Below are 14,980 nucleotides of genomic sequence, written 5' to 3' on the forward strand. Positions count from 1 at the left end.
CCTTACGCCCCCTGCGCGTGTGCGACGTCAGATACGATCTGGACCTCCAGCGGGCGATCCGCGACATACGCGGCGATGACCTGACCGCCAAACGTCTCGTCGAAAAGTCGCTGCACGGATTCGGCGTTGTCCACGTACACGGGCATCGGCTCACCCTTTGCCTGTGCGAGGACGCGGCCGATCTCGAGATCGCACCGCACCTTTTCCGAGAACGACAGCAACCGGTAAGGCCGACCCTTCCACGTAATCCTGAACGTCTCGCGGGTCTCGCCGGTTTCCTTGTTCCTGTCCGTCAAGTGAATGCGGACGTGCTCGAAAAGGCCGTTGAGCTTATCGTGCTGGGCGCGCAGGTACTGGAAGCGGAAATCCTGCAAGGCCTTCAACTTGCGCTGCAAGCCATCCAGGCGCTGACGTTCGGCTTCTAGTTCTTGCCGCACCCGCTCGATGTTCGCCCGGGCATCCTCATACGTCCGCAAGTTGGCGACATACGCGACCTCCAGAAAGTGCTCGTCTTTGAGGCGTTTCTCGATCTCTTGGACAAACCGTACCAGTTCGGCATCGGGTGCGGCGGTTTTCGGCAACGCTTCAAGTTGCTCGATCTCCGCCTTGACCTGGTTGCCTTCCTGGAACATCTCAGCCAATCTCACCTTGGCCGCCTTCGTCTTTTCAGCCACTTCTCGGCGGATCTGCTCCACCTTGTCAGGGGGTAATGGTTGCCCGCAGGTGTGGCAGTGGGTGTCCACTCTGGGGAGACTGTCTCGTAATGCACGGAAGTCCCGGCCCAGCGATTCGCGCCGTTCACGCAGCTCCTTCAAGCGCTGTTGCCGATGCTCGGCTTCCGTCTCGCGCTTGATGAGTTCTCGCTTGGCCGCTTCGTACTGCTGGCGTTCCTCGTCCGTGACTTGGCTGACAAAGGGCTTCGGTGCTCCCTTCTCAATGGCCGAAAGGTACACACTGCGCTGCCCTTCCAAACGCAGTACGGTCTCTTCGCAGGCCTTGATTTCCTGTCGAAGCCGCTGGGCGGCGTAATCGACGGAATCCAGACCCATGACGAAGAGGTCGTTCGCCAGAAGCTCCCGGTTGTCCAGGCGCATCCGAGCGAGAACCTCATCCTTGGTCACGTCGGGGACACATCGGCTCAAGACGGTTTTGGCGTCCTTCGGCTCCAGACTGCTGAAATAGCCCGGAAAAAAGATCGACAGGAACTCCTGTACCGTCCCAAACCAGCCTTCTATTTGACCGGGGGTTGGCTTCCTTCCATTCACCAACTGCACCGAGCCCTTACTTCCGACCCGTGTGCGCGAGATGGTGACCGGGCGTTTGTGGCTTTTGAGGAGAAATGTTGCGGTGACCGCCATGCTCTTGGCACCCAGGCGCATCAGGCTTTCGTCCTGCTTGGTCTTGCCGTAGATGTTGGTGCCCCACAGACACCACACGACAGCTTCGGCCAGCGTGGACTTGCCCGCGCCGTTGTGCCCGTACACGGTGGTTACGTCGCCGAAGGTGAACTCGGCGCGTTCAAAGCAGCGGAAGTTCTCCAAGACGAGCGCTTGGAGTTTCATGGGAATCCCTCCCGTGGGTGTGTTTTGAACACAAGCCCACGGTCGATGCCGGGGCTTGTGTGAAACAGGCCCCGCGCATCATGCGGGATGATGTTCGTTACCGTCCTTCTTGGTTGGGCCGCGGATGTGTCGAGGCCCGTTACCTCGTTGCCCCGAAGAGCCCTTCCTCGCTCAACACTCGGATAAGCTCCTGTTCGGCCGCATCGGCTTCTTCCTCCGTCTCAAACGGTGACTTGACGCCGATTTGCTCTTTGGCCTCCTCCATCAGTCTCGTCACATCCAACTTGGCGAAGTCCACGGTGATGGCTTTCCGGTCCTCTACTGGGAACCGTTCCGCGTAGCGATCTGCCACAACGGCCGACATCAGCGGGTATCCGGATATCTCACCATTCTCGACAAACGCCGGAAAGTTGGTGAACGTGACCGAGTTAAACTCCATGGTCGTCGTCGTCATTTGAGGTCCGTCCTTTCGCATTTCGACCCGTCCCTTCGGTATTCTGCTGTATCAGCATTATATACCTTTGGGACGAATCTTACTGATTATGCTGGTTATGGCGACTGTGCCGAAGGTCAGTGAGCACCGTAACGACCGAGAAACGGGCCTCCCCTCGGACATTTGAAATCGCCAGAGCGATTGCCAGCGAAGGTTTCCCTTTCTCAGGGCGACCCACGATTGTAAATACGGGATCTCGATTCTGAAAGGGGTTCTCACCGTATGGGTACGTGTACGGTGAATGCATTTCGACTGGCTCTCCGTTACGTATGGCCAGTTTGACCACCGCCTCGGGGATACCGCGTTCAACCATGCGACCCTTGGCATGGTCGGTGAACTTGACCAGGTTGTGCTCCAGATGCATCTGGAGAACACTCTTCAGTAAGGGCCAGTGCTTTTGATACGCGTTTCCGTTTCCACCTGAGGTCTCCATTCAACCGCCCATCGTGCAACACCACCGAGAGGGTTCCCCTCTCGCGTGTTGAACGAGAGGGGGCCTTTCCCTCCTTTCCTGGTGTCGTTAAAAGAGCATGTCGTCGTCCGGGATATCTAGCACGGTGTCGTCCGCAAACGGGTCGTCATCCGCAAACGGATCGTCCTCGAACCGCTTGGACGTTGGTGCCGGTTTGCCAGGCGCAGACTTGCTCTGCTGAGTGTCTGCGGCCGACGCAGTCTTGCCGTTCGCGTCTGCCCTGTCCAAGAACCGGACAGACTCGGCAATGACTTCCGACACGCGCACCTTTTGCCCATCGCGATTCTCATACGACCGAATCTGTAATCGACCATCCACCGCAGCCAAACGTCCTTTGTGCAGGTACTGGGCGCACAATTCGGCGAGTTTCTGCCAGACAACGATGTTGATGAAATCCGTCTCGCGTTCTCCGGACTGATTCGGGCGTGGCCTGTCCACCGCCAGGGTGAACTTCGCCACGGCTGTACCGGAGTTGGTGTATCGGAGTTCCGGGTCGGCCGTAAGCCGGCCGATGAGAATGACCCGATTGAGCACCAGCTCATCTCCTTTCAGGACACATCAGGACACAATCGCGAAATCCACGAGTTCCGTGCGGTTTCTCCACTTCTCAGATGGAGCCGTACGGAACCGGATCGCGGTTCCTGCTTTGAGGCGTTGCAACTGATGGACCAACTTAGGCTCATCCGTGAGGACTTCCACCAGTTTCCCGTCCAACGTGGCCAATTCAGCCCGGGCCACTTCCTTGTTGGACTTGTTGCGCTTGACCTCCACCTTTGCCACTGCAGCCACGTCGGCGCCATTCATGTCGTCGACATGTGGATCCGGCTGTGGCTCGCCTTCAGTGGTTTCCACGTCGCTGCCGGCCACGTCCGTGTCCCGAACGATGTTGGCGTCGGTGTACAGGTCCTCTGGCAACTCGTCCTGCGGAATCGGCTCGACGAGCGGTGTCCCCGTACTGAGCAACGGCATTTGACGCAGAAAGTCGGTCAGCTTCATGTCCTGGATTGCAAGCTCCAGAACGTAAACCGTCTTTGCAATGCCGTCCGGGTTGACCACCTTCGGCACAATCCGCAGCTGGAGCGGGATCATGGCGATCCGCCCGCCCGTCAAGGCGCGAATCATCTGGATGGAGCCGTTGAGGTTCGCTGTGGTGTGATAGCTCGACGTGTCGATCTGCCACACCCCGATACCCGGAACGTCCGGCAGGAAGAACTGCAGCCGTCCGAGTTCCTTGCACTTGTTCTGCTGATAGAAGGGGCAGTCCTTGTACAGACACGGGATCTGTACGCGATTTCCCTGTCCGTCTGCACGATGCGCGATCTGGCCGTCCCCCTTACAGAACAGCTTGTACTTCCCGCTTCCGCCCTGGTACGAAGCCAGGTGCTGCGGGAAAAACTGCTCTGGATCGTTGGTGGGGAAAGCGATCGTGATCTCACGCGGCTTGTCTCCATATACGCTGTGGAACGCCTTCGCCGCCGCCTCAGACGTGGATTCGTCCGGCTTAACAACGAAGTAGTCAACAGCCTTGGGATGCTCTTTACCCTTGTCGTTTGTCGTCCGAAACCCGAGATGGATTTTACCAACCCGGGGGATGCGTACCTCGTCGGACCAGCCTTTGATGGGCACGGCAATTCCTCCTTCGCCTAGCTGACCGCTCCCCCACATACAGGTTCTGCGTGGGTATGATCAGCTTGGACATCGTTTTCTCCCTCCGCGAGCAGCCTCATCAGTCGTTCGGTTTGCTCGCGCTTGAATTTCTCGTGTGCCTGCCACTCACGCCAGATCCAATCAAGCTCAGCCTTGCGACGGCGATGCCATTCAATGGGGTTGACTCCCTTTGGCGCACTCCGTCGCGGCGTTCTCAAGGTGAACCCGAGTTCCGCCAGCTGCGCTTTGGTCAGGCGCTCAGCGGGGTGCAACAGGCGCTTGGGCCGGCCGTCCTGCGGGTACAGTTCCGCCTTCGCAGCCTCGAAGCTAATGCCTCGAAGCCACGCGTGGAAAGCAACCACTCCGCCCTTTGCCCCACACTTGTGACAGTAGAACGTGTCTTTGACTGCGGACACGTACAGGTGAAAGTCTCGGCCCTGATCTCCGCACACCGGGCAATGGGCCTTGTACTGGCCAGGGCGGGACGTCTTGTACAACACGAGCTGGTTGCGTTGTGCAACTTCCTCAATGCCGACCAAGCCGATCCCCCCCTCGTGCACGTGCAGTGGCTTGTGCATACCGCATAAGAAGCACTCTCAGAGTGTTTTGGGGTACTTGTCGGTAAGCGTGAGGGGTTCAATGTGAGGATTACTTCGCATTTGCATCTCTCCCGATTCTCCCCGCTTGGCCGCCGGGGAGACTGATTTTTCCCCGCGGCTGGGGATCGGGAAATAAAAAGGCAAGCGCTAAAAAAGCATCTCGACACTTGGATTGATCCAAGAATCCAGACGCTTGAAGCGCTTGCCCTTTAACCGCCTTCGGCTTACGCCGTCCAGCGGATTCCCTACCTACATGTTTGCGACTGCCTTCGCCCCGTCACCGGTCGCATTCGGATGATCAACGGGGGATCCAACATCTGTCCCCGGATACCGTCTCGTTCAGTGAGACCGGCTGCTTCGTATCCGGGTAATCCCATCGACCTGATTGCCAAGGTGGTGATGGGAAGATGATAATGCGTCACAGACTAAAGCGACCTCGCAGAGCGCCCCGACTCGACAGTTGCTGGATCGTTACCAGGAAAGTGGCGCGCCTTTCCTTCGCTCACTTAGTGAGGATCCAGAACTCCGGCACTCACCCGCTTAGGGGCTATTACGTGCCTTCAAACACCTTCTGAGTACAGCGTTATCATATCTCAAGATTATTACACGCGCAATAGACCTTGACAAAAAATTAGCACCACCTCTTGGCGGTGCTAATCACCAGTTGCCTGGCTTTAGGCTACTGGTTGAGCAATTACGCCTTCCACTGTACCGAGCAGAACCTTTTCCTCCTCGTTACGTCCAGTGATTCGGAGCGACACCCAAGTTCCTGTCCGGAACATTTCTCGCTCACCGCCCCGCCGGAAACGCACGCTCACACCATCATGCAGCACTGCGTAGCCGTTGCTTCCACGCACGACGCGAACCTGCCCTACCACGTGGCTGCCGTTGATGTACTTGCCTTTATGCAGGTCATACGGATTGTCCATGGCGTCTTTCCGGGATACCACAATGGTCTTTCCTGAGCGTTCTGGCATGATTTTGACTGTGACCATTTCCCCGATTCCCAACTCACGCGGCTGAACCACGCCAAAATCGACCAAGGACAATGGCAGCCATGTGGAAAATCCACCGACGTCCACAATGTAACCGCGAGGCAACCGCCGGGCGATCACACCCGTCCAATTCGTGCCTGGAGACATCTTCGGCAGGTTCGCATTTTGCATAGCTTCGCGTGCTCGCCGTCTCGAGAACAACAGCAGAGGCCGTTCTCCCGTGCCCGGATTAAATCGGTCCGGCATCACCGCGATGAGCCGGTTGTAGTACCGCGGGAACTGTCTCGCGTTTGCAATTCCAGATTCGGACAGCGGGATATGCCCGATGAGCGGCCCGAACCGAATCATGAGTGCCTCTTCTTCCCGCCACTCTTGTTGGTTGTCTTGTTTGTTGAAGTAATACTTGATCCGTTCGGACCCAGTGACGAGGGCCTGCACGACAGTGTCATTGCTACGCCACGACATGAACATCATCAGGGCGTGTTCATCGCTGTCGAATTGCTGTGGGTTGATTCTTGCTCCTTCCGCAGTAATGTTCAGATACACCGGAATCGCATCCACATTAACTTCCTCCCTCACCTTAGATTTGAAATTTAGCTTCCCACGCTTTCCCGTTAAATCGGACCCCCAACACTTTCGAGTATCCGAGCCTGGAACAATGGTCCTGTGCCCTGCGAAGAGCCACGTTAGCCAGTTCAGCCAGCTCGTTGGCCTGTACTCCCATGGGCGGCGGGACTTCGTACAAAACCAGCGTGGCGCGATGTTCCACTATCGGACCATTCATCCTGGACTCCACCCGAACCACAGGCCGCTTGTGGAGCTTCGCCTGTTTATGGGCCACCACCCTGCGCAAAATCCGAAGTTCCTCCGCTTCGCTCCTCTCCAACTTGTTGGACCGCCCTCCTCTCGTGCGGTACACCTACACGGTCATTGTCATGCCGCATGTTCATTCCCGCGATGCAAAAATGGCGCAACTTTTCGCTCACAGGACGTTGGCCCACGCCATGGCCACCAGGGTGCTTAACACCATGTAAGGGGCGACCGCCACCCTCAACTTCTTTCTCTTCCGCACCGCCGGCAAAAACCGAATCAGGACGAGTGCGTTAGTCACTACGAAAGCGAGCAGCACAACCGCAGGCCCAAAAATCGCCCCAATCACTCCGTATAACAGGGTGTCCCCCCAACCCATGTGAACGCACAGGGAAAGGACCGTGCCCAAAAGCAGTCCAAGTGCAAGACCAGCGAACGACAACCACAGTCCACGCCAGCCCTCAAACACCACGCCCAACACGAATCCCGCAAGGACTCCGGTCAACACGATCCACAGCGAAATCGTGTATGTCCTGCGATCCTCTTCGGCGGCGACGAGAAGGACGGTCATGCCTACGAACAGTGTGACAAGGCCCCTAAGCATGGCTCAACGCCTCTTTACGCACAAATACGTCGTAGTCGTCGCCGTCATACACCTTCTGCCATTCAGATGACACCCGCAACAGCTCTACCAGCGGTGCACTGTCACTGATGCATACATAGTCCACGCCTTGGGTTTGCAATTTCTGCAGTGTGCCGGCCTTCGCCAACTCAGACTCAATGAAGGTTTTCATCACCCCGTCAGCGAGATACAACTCCGTGCGCCCATCCACACTGACAGGCACACCGAGTTCCTCCAAGGTTCCACCCAGGTCGTAATCATTCCACAATCGCCAATCTGGGTGTTGCTGATGAAGCTGTTCCACCACAGCTACCGCTTCTGGATACAGTTTCGGTGCCGCGTTTGTGCGCAGGGTTCCGTGCACCGACAAACTTTCCCGTACCACAAGCCCCGTTGTTCCAAGCGCCAGCGCGATGGCCAACGGTCTGCTCCAGGATCGTATGGGATAACTCGAAAGCCGACGGATAGATGCCTTTGGAGCCAAAAACCATGGCAAAGTGACCAGGAAGTATGAGCCGAAGCGGACAGCATGTAAGAACATCGCAAGGGTTCCCACGAACCACACGGATCTGAAAAAACTCACTGGCTCCAGCGCAGATAGTCTCGCCACTATCCCGATACCAAGCAACACCAAGGCGGCGGCGGTGTACCATTCGGTCGCCACAGGAGGTTGCCATTCAAGGATGTATTGCCACACATGAGACTGTAGCGACAGCCAGACGGAAAATGCGTACAAGTGCCAGGTCTGTGGGTTTGCCAATCCCACGAGCATCAGGACGAGGGCAGTCAACAGCAAGGGACGGGAGCGTTCCGGATGCGGCCGATGATGGATCCAGCCCCACTCAAAGGCAGGAATGAGCTCGCTGACGCCGACCCATATCACCCATCCGATGCCAAGCACAAAGGATCCGTGTAGGTTTGCCCAAACAAGCATCCCAGGCACCAGCCAGGCGAGGTTTCGTAAACGCCCGGTCTCCCGAAACCGTTCCACCTGCAATACAAATAAGGCGAACAGCAGGTATGAGAAGGTTTCTGCGCGAATCTGGTCCCACGGTAAGGACAGGACCGCCACAACAAATGCCATGATGCGCGGATATGCTGCTTGCCGCCGTGCCAAGAGCTCCCCCAGCGTCCACCAGGTGGCGCTGGACACCAGGGCCATCATGCCAACGACCCCTCGAAACCCGAGCCAATGATTGGCCAGATACAGCAGTACCTCGAATCCCCATTCCTGTGGCGTCCATGCTTGTCCGTAGGCGGTCCAGGTCCAGTAATCCTGACGAGGAATTTGGTGATGAGCAACGATCCACTGACCAACGAGGTTGGACCAGATGGGATCTTCGATGATATACGGTGTCTTATACCAACCCACGAATAGAGCTAAAAGAGCCGTCGCGAGGACGGCTCTTTTCTGACGCTGACTCACCATGCAGAACGTCCCTCTCGGAACCGAGCCGGAATGTCGCGTTTGGGTTGTGCACTTCCCGCTCCCACACCTACAGGTTCGTCGTGAAGTCTTGATGTCGAATCGGTTGCGGGTTGCAGGTGCTCCACTCGGGACTCAGAACGGGGTTCAGGAGCCGATACGGCTTCCGGTTTATCCGTCGCAAGGACCGGTCTTTGCGACAGATCCTGCGACCTTTCAGAGGGAGCTTGCCCCTGCGGCTCAGGTGTGACCCGAATATCATCCGCAGTCATCTCTCGCTTCCCCACGTCCTGACTGATGGATTGCCCTGACTGCCTTGCCGACGCCTGAGTCTCAACCGTGTGGCTTCCCATAACTGCCTGCAAACATCCCTTTGCGTTGACCCACTGAGCGTCTTTGACAAAAACCTCGTGGGGGTGAAATCCCGCGAGTGCCTCTTGGAGTATCTGCGCCCCGCCTCCGATCCAAAAGACTGCCCGCACACGGTTTCGTTTGGATCCCCAGAGGTCTGCCAACTGGGAATGTATGCTTCGTGCGAGGGACTTCTTCGCCCGGGTCACTTCTTCTTCACAACTCCACACCCGGTCACCGTAATAGATAGACCCTTGTTCCAAAACCCGGTCGGCCAAATCAGGATCCAGCATTTCTCCAGTCTCCGCCTCAAACACCCGTCGAATGACGCTCGTGAGATTCCTCGCGCCGTGAGAGAGGGTAGAGGAGAGTTCTTCATGAACCAGTATCTCCGTCCCGGACACTTCGAGCACCACGACATCAGTGGTATCCCCGCCGATGTCGACTACGGCAAGGTAACCATCTTCGTCTGCGAACTCCTGGTACTCAGAAGCCAGAGAATAGGCAGCCACAAGACTCTGCGGATAGGTCGTTACCGACCGGATGACAAGACGTTTCCGCTGCCCGTCCACGATCTCGAGATCCTTTTGTACCCCTCGCAATCGAGCAGCAAATTCAGCTTGGACGATGGGGTACTGAGAGTACGGAAAATCAACCACCAGATCTACCGGTTCCTCATCACGAACCAGACATCCAAGTGCCGTCCACACGAGCAGCTCGGCCGATTCACTTGCGAACCGTTCCCGACCGAACACGTATTCCGGCAGAGTACCGAACCGCTCGGCCATCTTGCCCACGTACATATCCCTGGTCTGATCCCCATCGTAAAAACGCACCTGCAGGACATCTTCAGACTTAGATGGACTGGCTGACAGGGAAAACACCCTGCGGCGCTGTCCTTCTGCGACAACGGAACGGAACAAGATTCGTTCCCCTGACTCAGACACGGCTTTGACATACCGATTTCCTAAATCCACTGCGATTTTCATTTCAGGTGTGCACCCCTCTCCCACGCTGTGATACATGTGAATCCAAGGGGAAGTATCGCAAAGCTGTTGGGAGAAGAAATGCAAAAACGGCGCGGGTTTTACGCCGGCCGTGACACGAGCTCGCGATTGGTCCATATAAACACCGACCACGACTTACCTGGGTACAACAGGCGTTGCCCGAAACGGATAGGGAAAGCCCCATTGTACACTTCTTTTAACAGGTGTTTTACCGCTCGATAGCCCACCCTGCCAAAGGCGTCTGTGTAGGTCACACCAGTTATGGCAAATGGCCGGCCGGCTGCCAGGCATTGATGGGTGATTATTTCGGCATCCTGTCGTGTCCTGCGTACGATCTCCTTTTGATCATGGAGAAGTTCCTTTACTTTTCGAGGCGATACATGCACCTCGTAGAGATCCCCCGCCAGTTCAATCCCGGTAGCTCGGTGTATTCGAGAACGCAATGCCGGGTGCAATGGGCAGACCACTAGCAAGGATAGGGTACGGTGATTCATGGCCCAGGTCCAAATTGTTTGCAAGATCATTGTCATCATGATGACAACGGCTATACTGAGGAGAATGCTCGTCCGAACGGACGCAGGCGCATACAAGCAAGTGGCTGTGATAATAAACGTCCCGACCGCGAGCACCAGTTTCCCACGTCCACGTAGAAGCAACCACTGTAAAGAAGCCATAACATCGTAGATAGGGCTATAGACACTGAACAACAATGACAACCAGCGGATAAGCTTGTCCAAAGAAATCATCCTCCCACGTCTACAGATTGTCCCTGCATACTTGCCACCGGAGCCTCTGTCCAGATGATGGGCTGATCTGATAAGGAAGCATGCTCAAATAAGTTGCTCAAGATATTCAAAGCCGCGTATATACCCTTTGGCGTATAGGACACCGTGACTGTGTATTGCGCATGAGCTGGAGATGGATACGAGACCTGCGCGCTAACCACCTGCACGACATTGTTCAAACCGGCTCTTTGTTCTTCATCGGCGAAAACCTGATTTGCTATGGCTGTAGCAGCCTCAATGTTCACGTCCGGCTCGAAACCGACCCCGTTTGGGGCTGTGACAACACTGTACTGCGCTTGGGTAGCCGCGCTAACGGCAGCCGCTTTTGCGGCCGCGTACACCACTCTGTGGGTGTGGATCAGCTCGAAAGTGTCCACGGCAAACCAGATGGTGAGCAGCGTCATTGGTATGGAGAACATGACGTACAACACCGTGTCTTCCAGGTCCCCGCGAAATCTGCGCTTAATAGGCTTCGGCTGTGAACGGAACCAGTGTGCCGTCACTTAGCCTCACCACCCCAGTAATGTCGTTGGCGCTGGCTGCCTGCACTTGTACCTCGTTCGCGGAAATCTGTGTTTGATTGGACAGCCCGGTTCCCGACACCACGCAATTGGTTAGATCAGGTCCGAAAATGTCGATGTATTGTCCTCCATCGGAGGTTGGGTACATCACAGCCGTTAACTCCTGGCTGCCACCTGTCCAGGTGACGCTGAGGCTGTCACTTACTGCCAAAGCCTTATCGATTTGACCTTGAGGACCATAGTAGGCGACGTAGCTGTGAGACCCTGGGGTACCACTGTTGACTAGATAAGTTACGGTGTCCCCGGACCCTGACCAAATGAGATACTGGCCCGTAGTGGTATCGTAGATGCCCACACCATTGGTACCATCTCCAGGAACGGAACTGCTGGCCGTCCACGTAACTGGGGTGTGAACGGGCACCGTCGCGGAGCCGTATTGCAATCCGCTTCCGTTTTTCCATCCCAGTGTCACACTGTACTGAGTGTCTCCAGACGGGTTGGCGACGAAATAGTATGTCGTGGATCCGTTGGCCGTGTTCACGGTGATCCGGCATTCGTCTCCAGGCCGAATCACCTCGGTACCTCGGCCAAAGTTCTCGATGCCTGTTATGGTGATTTCATTATCCTTCCAGTCTCCGTAGGTTATCGCGAGTCCACTGGTATCCGATCCCGCTTGCCACCCCTGTGTGGTGTCCTCAAAAGTGAGGAAGTCTCCTGTTGTGGTCCCAGGAACACCATTGGGCGGAGCACCGAATCCGTAACCTTGGATATACATAGCCAATTTCTGACCAGATATCTGCAGAGTGGTCTTCACCACACCGATTTTGTCCGGGGGCGTATCCGTTAAAACGGCTTGCAAACCGTTATGCAGGTAATCCAGGGCTTGAGTGCCTCCACGAGTAATCGGCATGGTGAGATCAAGACCGAATATCCTTTGAATCGGAGCGAGAATCGGCATGTGATATGTGACCGTCACGTTTACCTCTTGGTCTTGTTGCGCCTTTCTAACCGTGACATCCGTATTGGCGTCAAAACGTCCTCCGACAACAGGCAAAGCCGCTTGAATGTTTTGTGTTACAGCGGTTTTCACTGCATCCGTGTCGCTTGAAACAGCCGCTGCCGACAATCCTGCATCCACGGCCGCCTGCACCACGTCGGCCGTGTGCTCGAACATCAGAAAAAACACAACTGCATCCAGGCCCAATAAGGACACGACCATCCAAAATAGCCGGGTGATGAGGGTGGTCATCGCCGTACCCCCCTTCTCGCAAACGGTGATTACTGGCTGTACGGAACCCACTGTTCTGCCGCGCTGTTGACCGTTACGGTGATGCTGTCTGCCACCGTAAGGGTCGGACCAGCCCAGCCTATCATCTCGGTGATGGCTCCAAACACCGGTACCTGATAGGTCACGGATACCCTTTGTTGTCCTTGGCCGAGATCCATCACTTGCACGTTTTGGTTGGCGTCGAAGAGGACCATACCGCCCAGTTCTGTCGGCAGTTGACTCTGAATCACACGCTGGGCTTTCGCGGTGACCTCAGAAGCAGAGGATCCGGTCTGAGCCACTTGCGCAGCCTGAAAACACGCGGTATCCACAACGGATACCGCGTGCGCCAACGGCAGGCCGATCACAAAAACCAGTACGATCAGCACGCACCAGAACCCTAAGGTCCACATCTTGGTCACGAATTCCTCGTCCATATGCCCGACAACTCAATAGTTGAAATTGTAGTTTTGGGACACGGTGTTCAAACTCGATCCTACGTGGTCCTTGACCAAAGCAATCGCCTGCGGTCCGAACACCATGATGACTCCCACGATCACTGCGACAAAAATCCAGCCGCGGCCGGTGATTTCCTCCAGACTAGCGCGGACTGACATGCCGCGCAGAAAGCACCGAAACTTCAACCGGTCGAAGAACCTGACCTGTGGCACACTAGGCCAACTCCTTTCGCTACGGACTTTGGTACTGCGACGAAACAGTGTTGGTCTCTGAACCCAGAGCATTCCGCACCGCATGGATGGTTGGGGGGCCCAACACCAACAACACTGTCACGATCGAGACCAGAAACCACCAAGATTTCGCTGGAATCTCTTCGAACGATCCCCGAACGTGACGCCGCTGTCTATAGTTGGACGGCCGCATTGCGAATCATCCCCCACACGAACAACCCTACGTCCAGGATGAGCGGGGTGACAAAGAACATCAGGAACTTCATGTATACCCCCATCTTCGCTTGGCGCTGCTTTGATCCCAAGCGAAGGGCCTCCTGATGATTCAGCTCTTCAATCACGTGATTCAGACTCTCGGAGATCTTCGAACCGTATTTGGTTTGCATCAGCGCCTTGGCTACCACCTCCAGGTCTTCACTGGGTGACTGCTGTGCGGCTACCTGCATCGCCTCCTCGAAAGTCATTTGACTCATCAATGCCCGTGTATCTCGGAGAATACGGCGCAAGTGACCTCGGAGATAAGTTTCCACCAGGCGCAAGGCCTGCTGGTAACTCACGCCCGCCTTGACATAGACCTGGAGCAAAAGAATAAACAGTCTCATTTCCGTGGCCACACTTTTGGCCACAGTCCTTGCTTTTGCACGAACCTCCAACACGGGGTAGACAAATGCAATGGCACCCAGGATTAACGCAAGATACCAATTGTCCGCGAGCAAACGAACAATCGCGGTCGCCGTAAGTCCAAGCAACCACTGCTGTCGTTCCAGGGTGGCGGGTGTGCGCTTGGAGCCCGCCTGTCTCAGCCAGCGTTCATAGGCGGGGTGCATCCGGGCCAGGGGCGATTTAAACGGTCGGTCCCTGGCCCTGCCGCGGGTTTGAAATGCCTCGCGGGTTTTTCGCTGCATGCGCTGCCGTTGCCGTTCGTTCCCCCACAGCCACGACAAGCCGGCAATGAAAATGAGAACTCCAACCAGAACCGCGGCCCGCATGCCATCTCCTCCTTCCAGGCGTGATATTTGATAAATCCATCCCTCTTACCATGCTTCCACACGTTTCGAGGCATAAAATGCAGAAACGATGCAATCTGGGTCGGGAACACTTACTCGAGATTGGTGGTCTTGGCAACTTGCGAGACCCCGGTGAAGTACGAGATCAGTGTTATAACCAATCCGAACTGCATAGCCCCATGGATGTGGAGCGGTCGGTACCCCACCGTGGCCACGACTAAAATGGCGAGGAACAGTCCAATTGCGATGATTCGGTACATGGATATCTCTGAGAAAATAGCGTTTTGAGTCTGAATCTTGACAGCCAATGCCTCGCGGATGTCCCTCCAGAGCTCGGTCAAACTCGCGTTGTAACGCTGTCCTTCATAGGTGAGCACCGCCAAGGTCTCGAATTCCCGAATACCTAATTCCTGAGCCCGAAGGATCATAGCCTTAGCAACATTGATGTTTCCAGGCGCCCTTCCCAATTCGTTGATGTATTGGAACTCGCGGCGTATCAGTGGCGACGTGGCCTCACGTTCGATCTCTGCGCACGCGTCCTCGATGGTGGCGGAATGCAGCACGTGGATGCCTGGATTAACGACATCCGTCAACAGGCGGGTAGTGTCCCGTCAAGTGGTGTAATTTCACCGTTTGTGTCTAATGTGTGACATCCATGGCTTTGTTCCGTCGCGGGAGTATATCGACCTTCGTCGCTCCGTCAAGGGGTGCTGCGCTCGTCCGGTCG

At 56.0% G+C, this 14,980-nt stretch carries 16 protein-coding genes; all 16 read right to left on the minus strand.

Going from position 1 to position 14,980, the window contains the following annotated elements; all coding sequences use genetic code 11:
• Positions 1 to 2: 2 nt before the first annotated feature.
• The 16 genes from BM357_RS12875 to BM357_RS12960 all read right to left on the minus strand — a co-directional run bounded on the left by BM357_RS12875 (position 3) and on the right by BM357_RS12960 (position 14,846).
• On the minus strand, positions 3 to 1,562 hold the full coding sequence (locus BM357_RS12875; RefSeq protein ID WP_074954088.1) for an AAA family ATPase: 1,560 nt from the start codon (positions 1,560 to 1,562) through the stop codon (positions 3 to 5).
• A gap of 139 nt (positions 1,563 to 1,701) precedes the next feature.
• Positions 1,702 to 2,016, minus strand: coding sequence for a hypothetical protein (locus BM357_RS12880; RefSeq protein WP_074954091.1), 315 nt, complete (start codon positions 2,014 to 2,016; stop codon positions 1,702 to 1,704).
• 79 nt (positions 2,017 to 2,095) lie between these two features.
• A complete protein-coding gene (locus BM357_RS20740; protein WP_074954094.1) occupies positions 2,096 to 2,488 on the minus strand; it encodes a DUF4258 domain-containing protein in 393 nt (130 codons plus the stop codon).
• Positions 2,489 to 2,575: 87 nt separating this feature from the next.
• Positions 2,576 to 3,061 (minus strand): single-stranded DNA-binding protein, encoded by a 486-nt coding sequence (locus BM357_RS12890; RefSeq protein WP_074954097.1) that lies wholly within the window; start codon positions 3,059 to 3,061, stop codon positions 2,576 to 2,578.
• A 24-nt stretch (positions 3,062 to 3,085) separates the two neighbouring features.
• Complete coding sequence (locus BM357_RS12895) at positions 3,086 to 4,153, minus strand: recombination directionality factor (protein WP_074954099.1); 1,068 nt, start codon at positions 4,151 to 4,153, stop codon at positions 3,086 to 3,088.
• Positions 4,154 to 4,170: 17 nt separating this feature from the next.
• Positions 4,171 to 4,713: a CHC2 zinc finger domain-containing protein gene (locus tag BM357_RS12900; RefSeq protein WP_083430488.1), complete on the minus strand. Its 543-nt coding sequence runs from the start codon at positions 4,711 to 4,713 to the stop codon at positions 4,171 to 4,173.
• Between the two features lie 734 nt (positions 4,714 to 5,447).
• Positions 5,448 to 6,329 (minus strand): hypothetical protein, encoded by an 882-nt coding sequence (locus tag BM357_RS12905; RefSeq protein ID WP_074954102.1) that lies wholly within the window; start codon positions 6,327 to 6,329, stop codon positions 5,448 to 5,450.
• A 421-nt stretch (positions 6,330 to 6,750) separates the two neighbouring features.
• Positions 6,751 to 7,182, minus strand: a complete 432-nt coding sequence (locus tag BM357_RS12915; RefSeq protein WP_074954108.1) for a prepilin peptidase — start codon at positions 7,180 to 7,182, stop codon at positions 6,751 to 6,753.
• Positions 7,175 to 8,626, minus strand: coding sequence for a hypothetical protein (locus BM357_RS12920; RefSeq protein ID WP_175511528.1), 1,452 nt, complete (start codon positions 8,624 to 8,626; stop codon positions 7,175 to 7,177). Before BM357_RS12920 ends, BM357_RS12915 begins: the two co-directional genes overlap by 8 nt.
• Complete coding sequence (locus BM357_RS12925) at positions 8,623 to 10,101, minus strand: ParM/StbA family protein (protein WP_083430489.1); 1,479 nt, start codon at positions 10,099 to 10,101, stop codon at positions 8,623 to 8,625. Before BM357_RS12925 ends, BM357_RS12920 begins: the two co-directional genes overlap by 4 nt.
• A 625-nt stretch (positions 10,102 to 10,726) precedes the next feature.
• Positions 10,727 to 11,197 carry a hypothetical protein gene (locus BM357_RS12935; RefSeq protein WP_074954119.1) on the minus strand — a complete coding sequence of 157 codons (471 nt, stop codon included), beginning with the start codon at positions 11,195 to 11,197 and terminating at the stop codon, positions 10,727 to 10,729.
• A 34-nt stretch (positions 11,198 to 11,231) separates the two neighbouring features.
• The gene (locus BM357_RS12940) at positions 11,232 to 12,539 is read right to left on the minus strand and encodes a hypothetical protein (RefSeq protein ID WP_074954121.1); all 1,308 of its coding nucleotides are present in this window, start codon (positions 12,537 to 12,539) and stop codon (positions 11,232 to 11,234) included.
• 29 nt (positions 12,540 to 12,568) lie between these two features.
• Positions 12,569 to 12,979 carry a hypothetical protein gene (locus BM357_RS12945; RefSeq protein WP_139234718.1) on the minus strand — a complete coding sequence of 137 codons (411 nt, stop codon included), beginning with the start codon at positions 12,977 to 12,979 and terminating at the stop codon, positions 12,569 to 12,571.
• Positions 12,980 to 13,006: 27 nt separating this feature from the next.
• Positions 13,007 to 13,228 carry a hypothetical protein gene (locus BM357_RS12950; RefSeq protein ID WP_074954127.1) on the minus strand — a complete coding sequence of 74 codons (222 nt, stop codon included), beginning with the start codon at positions 13,226 to 13,228 and terminating at the stop codon, positions 13,007 to 13,009.
• A gap of 191 nt (positions 13,229 to 13,419) precedes the next feature.
• Positions 13,420 to 14,235: a type II secretion system F family protein gene (locus BM357_RS12955; protein ID WP_074954130.1), complete on the minus strand. Its 816-nt coding sequence runs from the start codon at positions 14,233 to 14,235 to the stop codon at positions 13,420 to 13,422.
• Between the two features lie 110 nt (positions 14,236 to 14,345).
• Positions 14,346 to 14,846 (minus strand): hypothetical protein, encoded by a 501-nt coding sequence (locus BM357_RS12960; protein ID WP_139234719.1) that lies wholly within the window; start codon positions 14,844 to 14,846, stop codon positions 14,346 to 14,348.
• Positions 14,847 to 14,980: the final 134 nt, after the last annotated feature.

It is taken from the genome of Paenalicyclobacillus macrosporangiidus, assembly GCF_900116805.1.
GTDB classification, from domain to species: Bacteria; Bacillota; Bacilli; order Alicyclobacillales; family Alicyclobacillaceae; genus Alicyclobacillus_H; species Alicyclobacillus_H macrosporangiidus.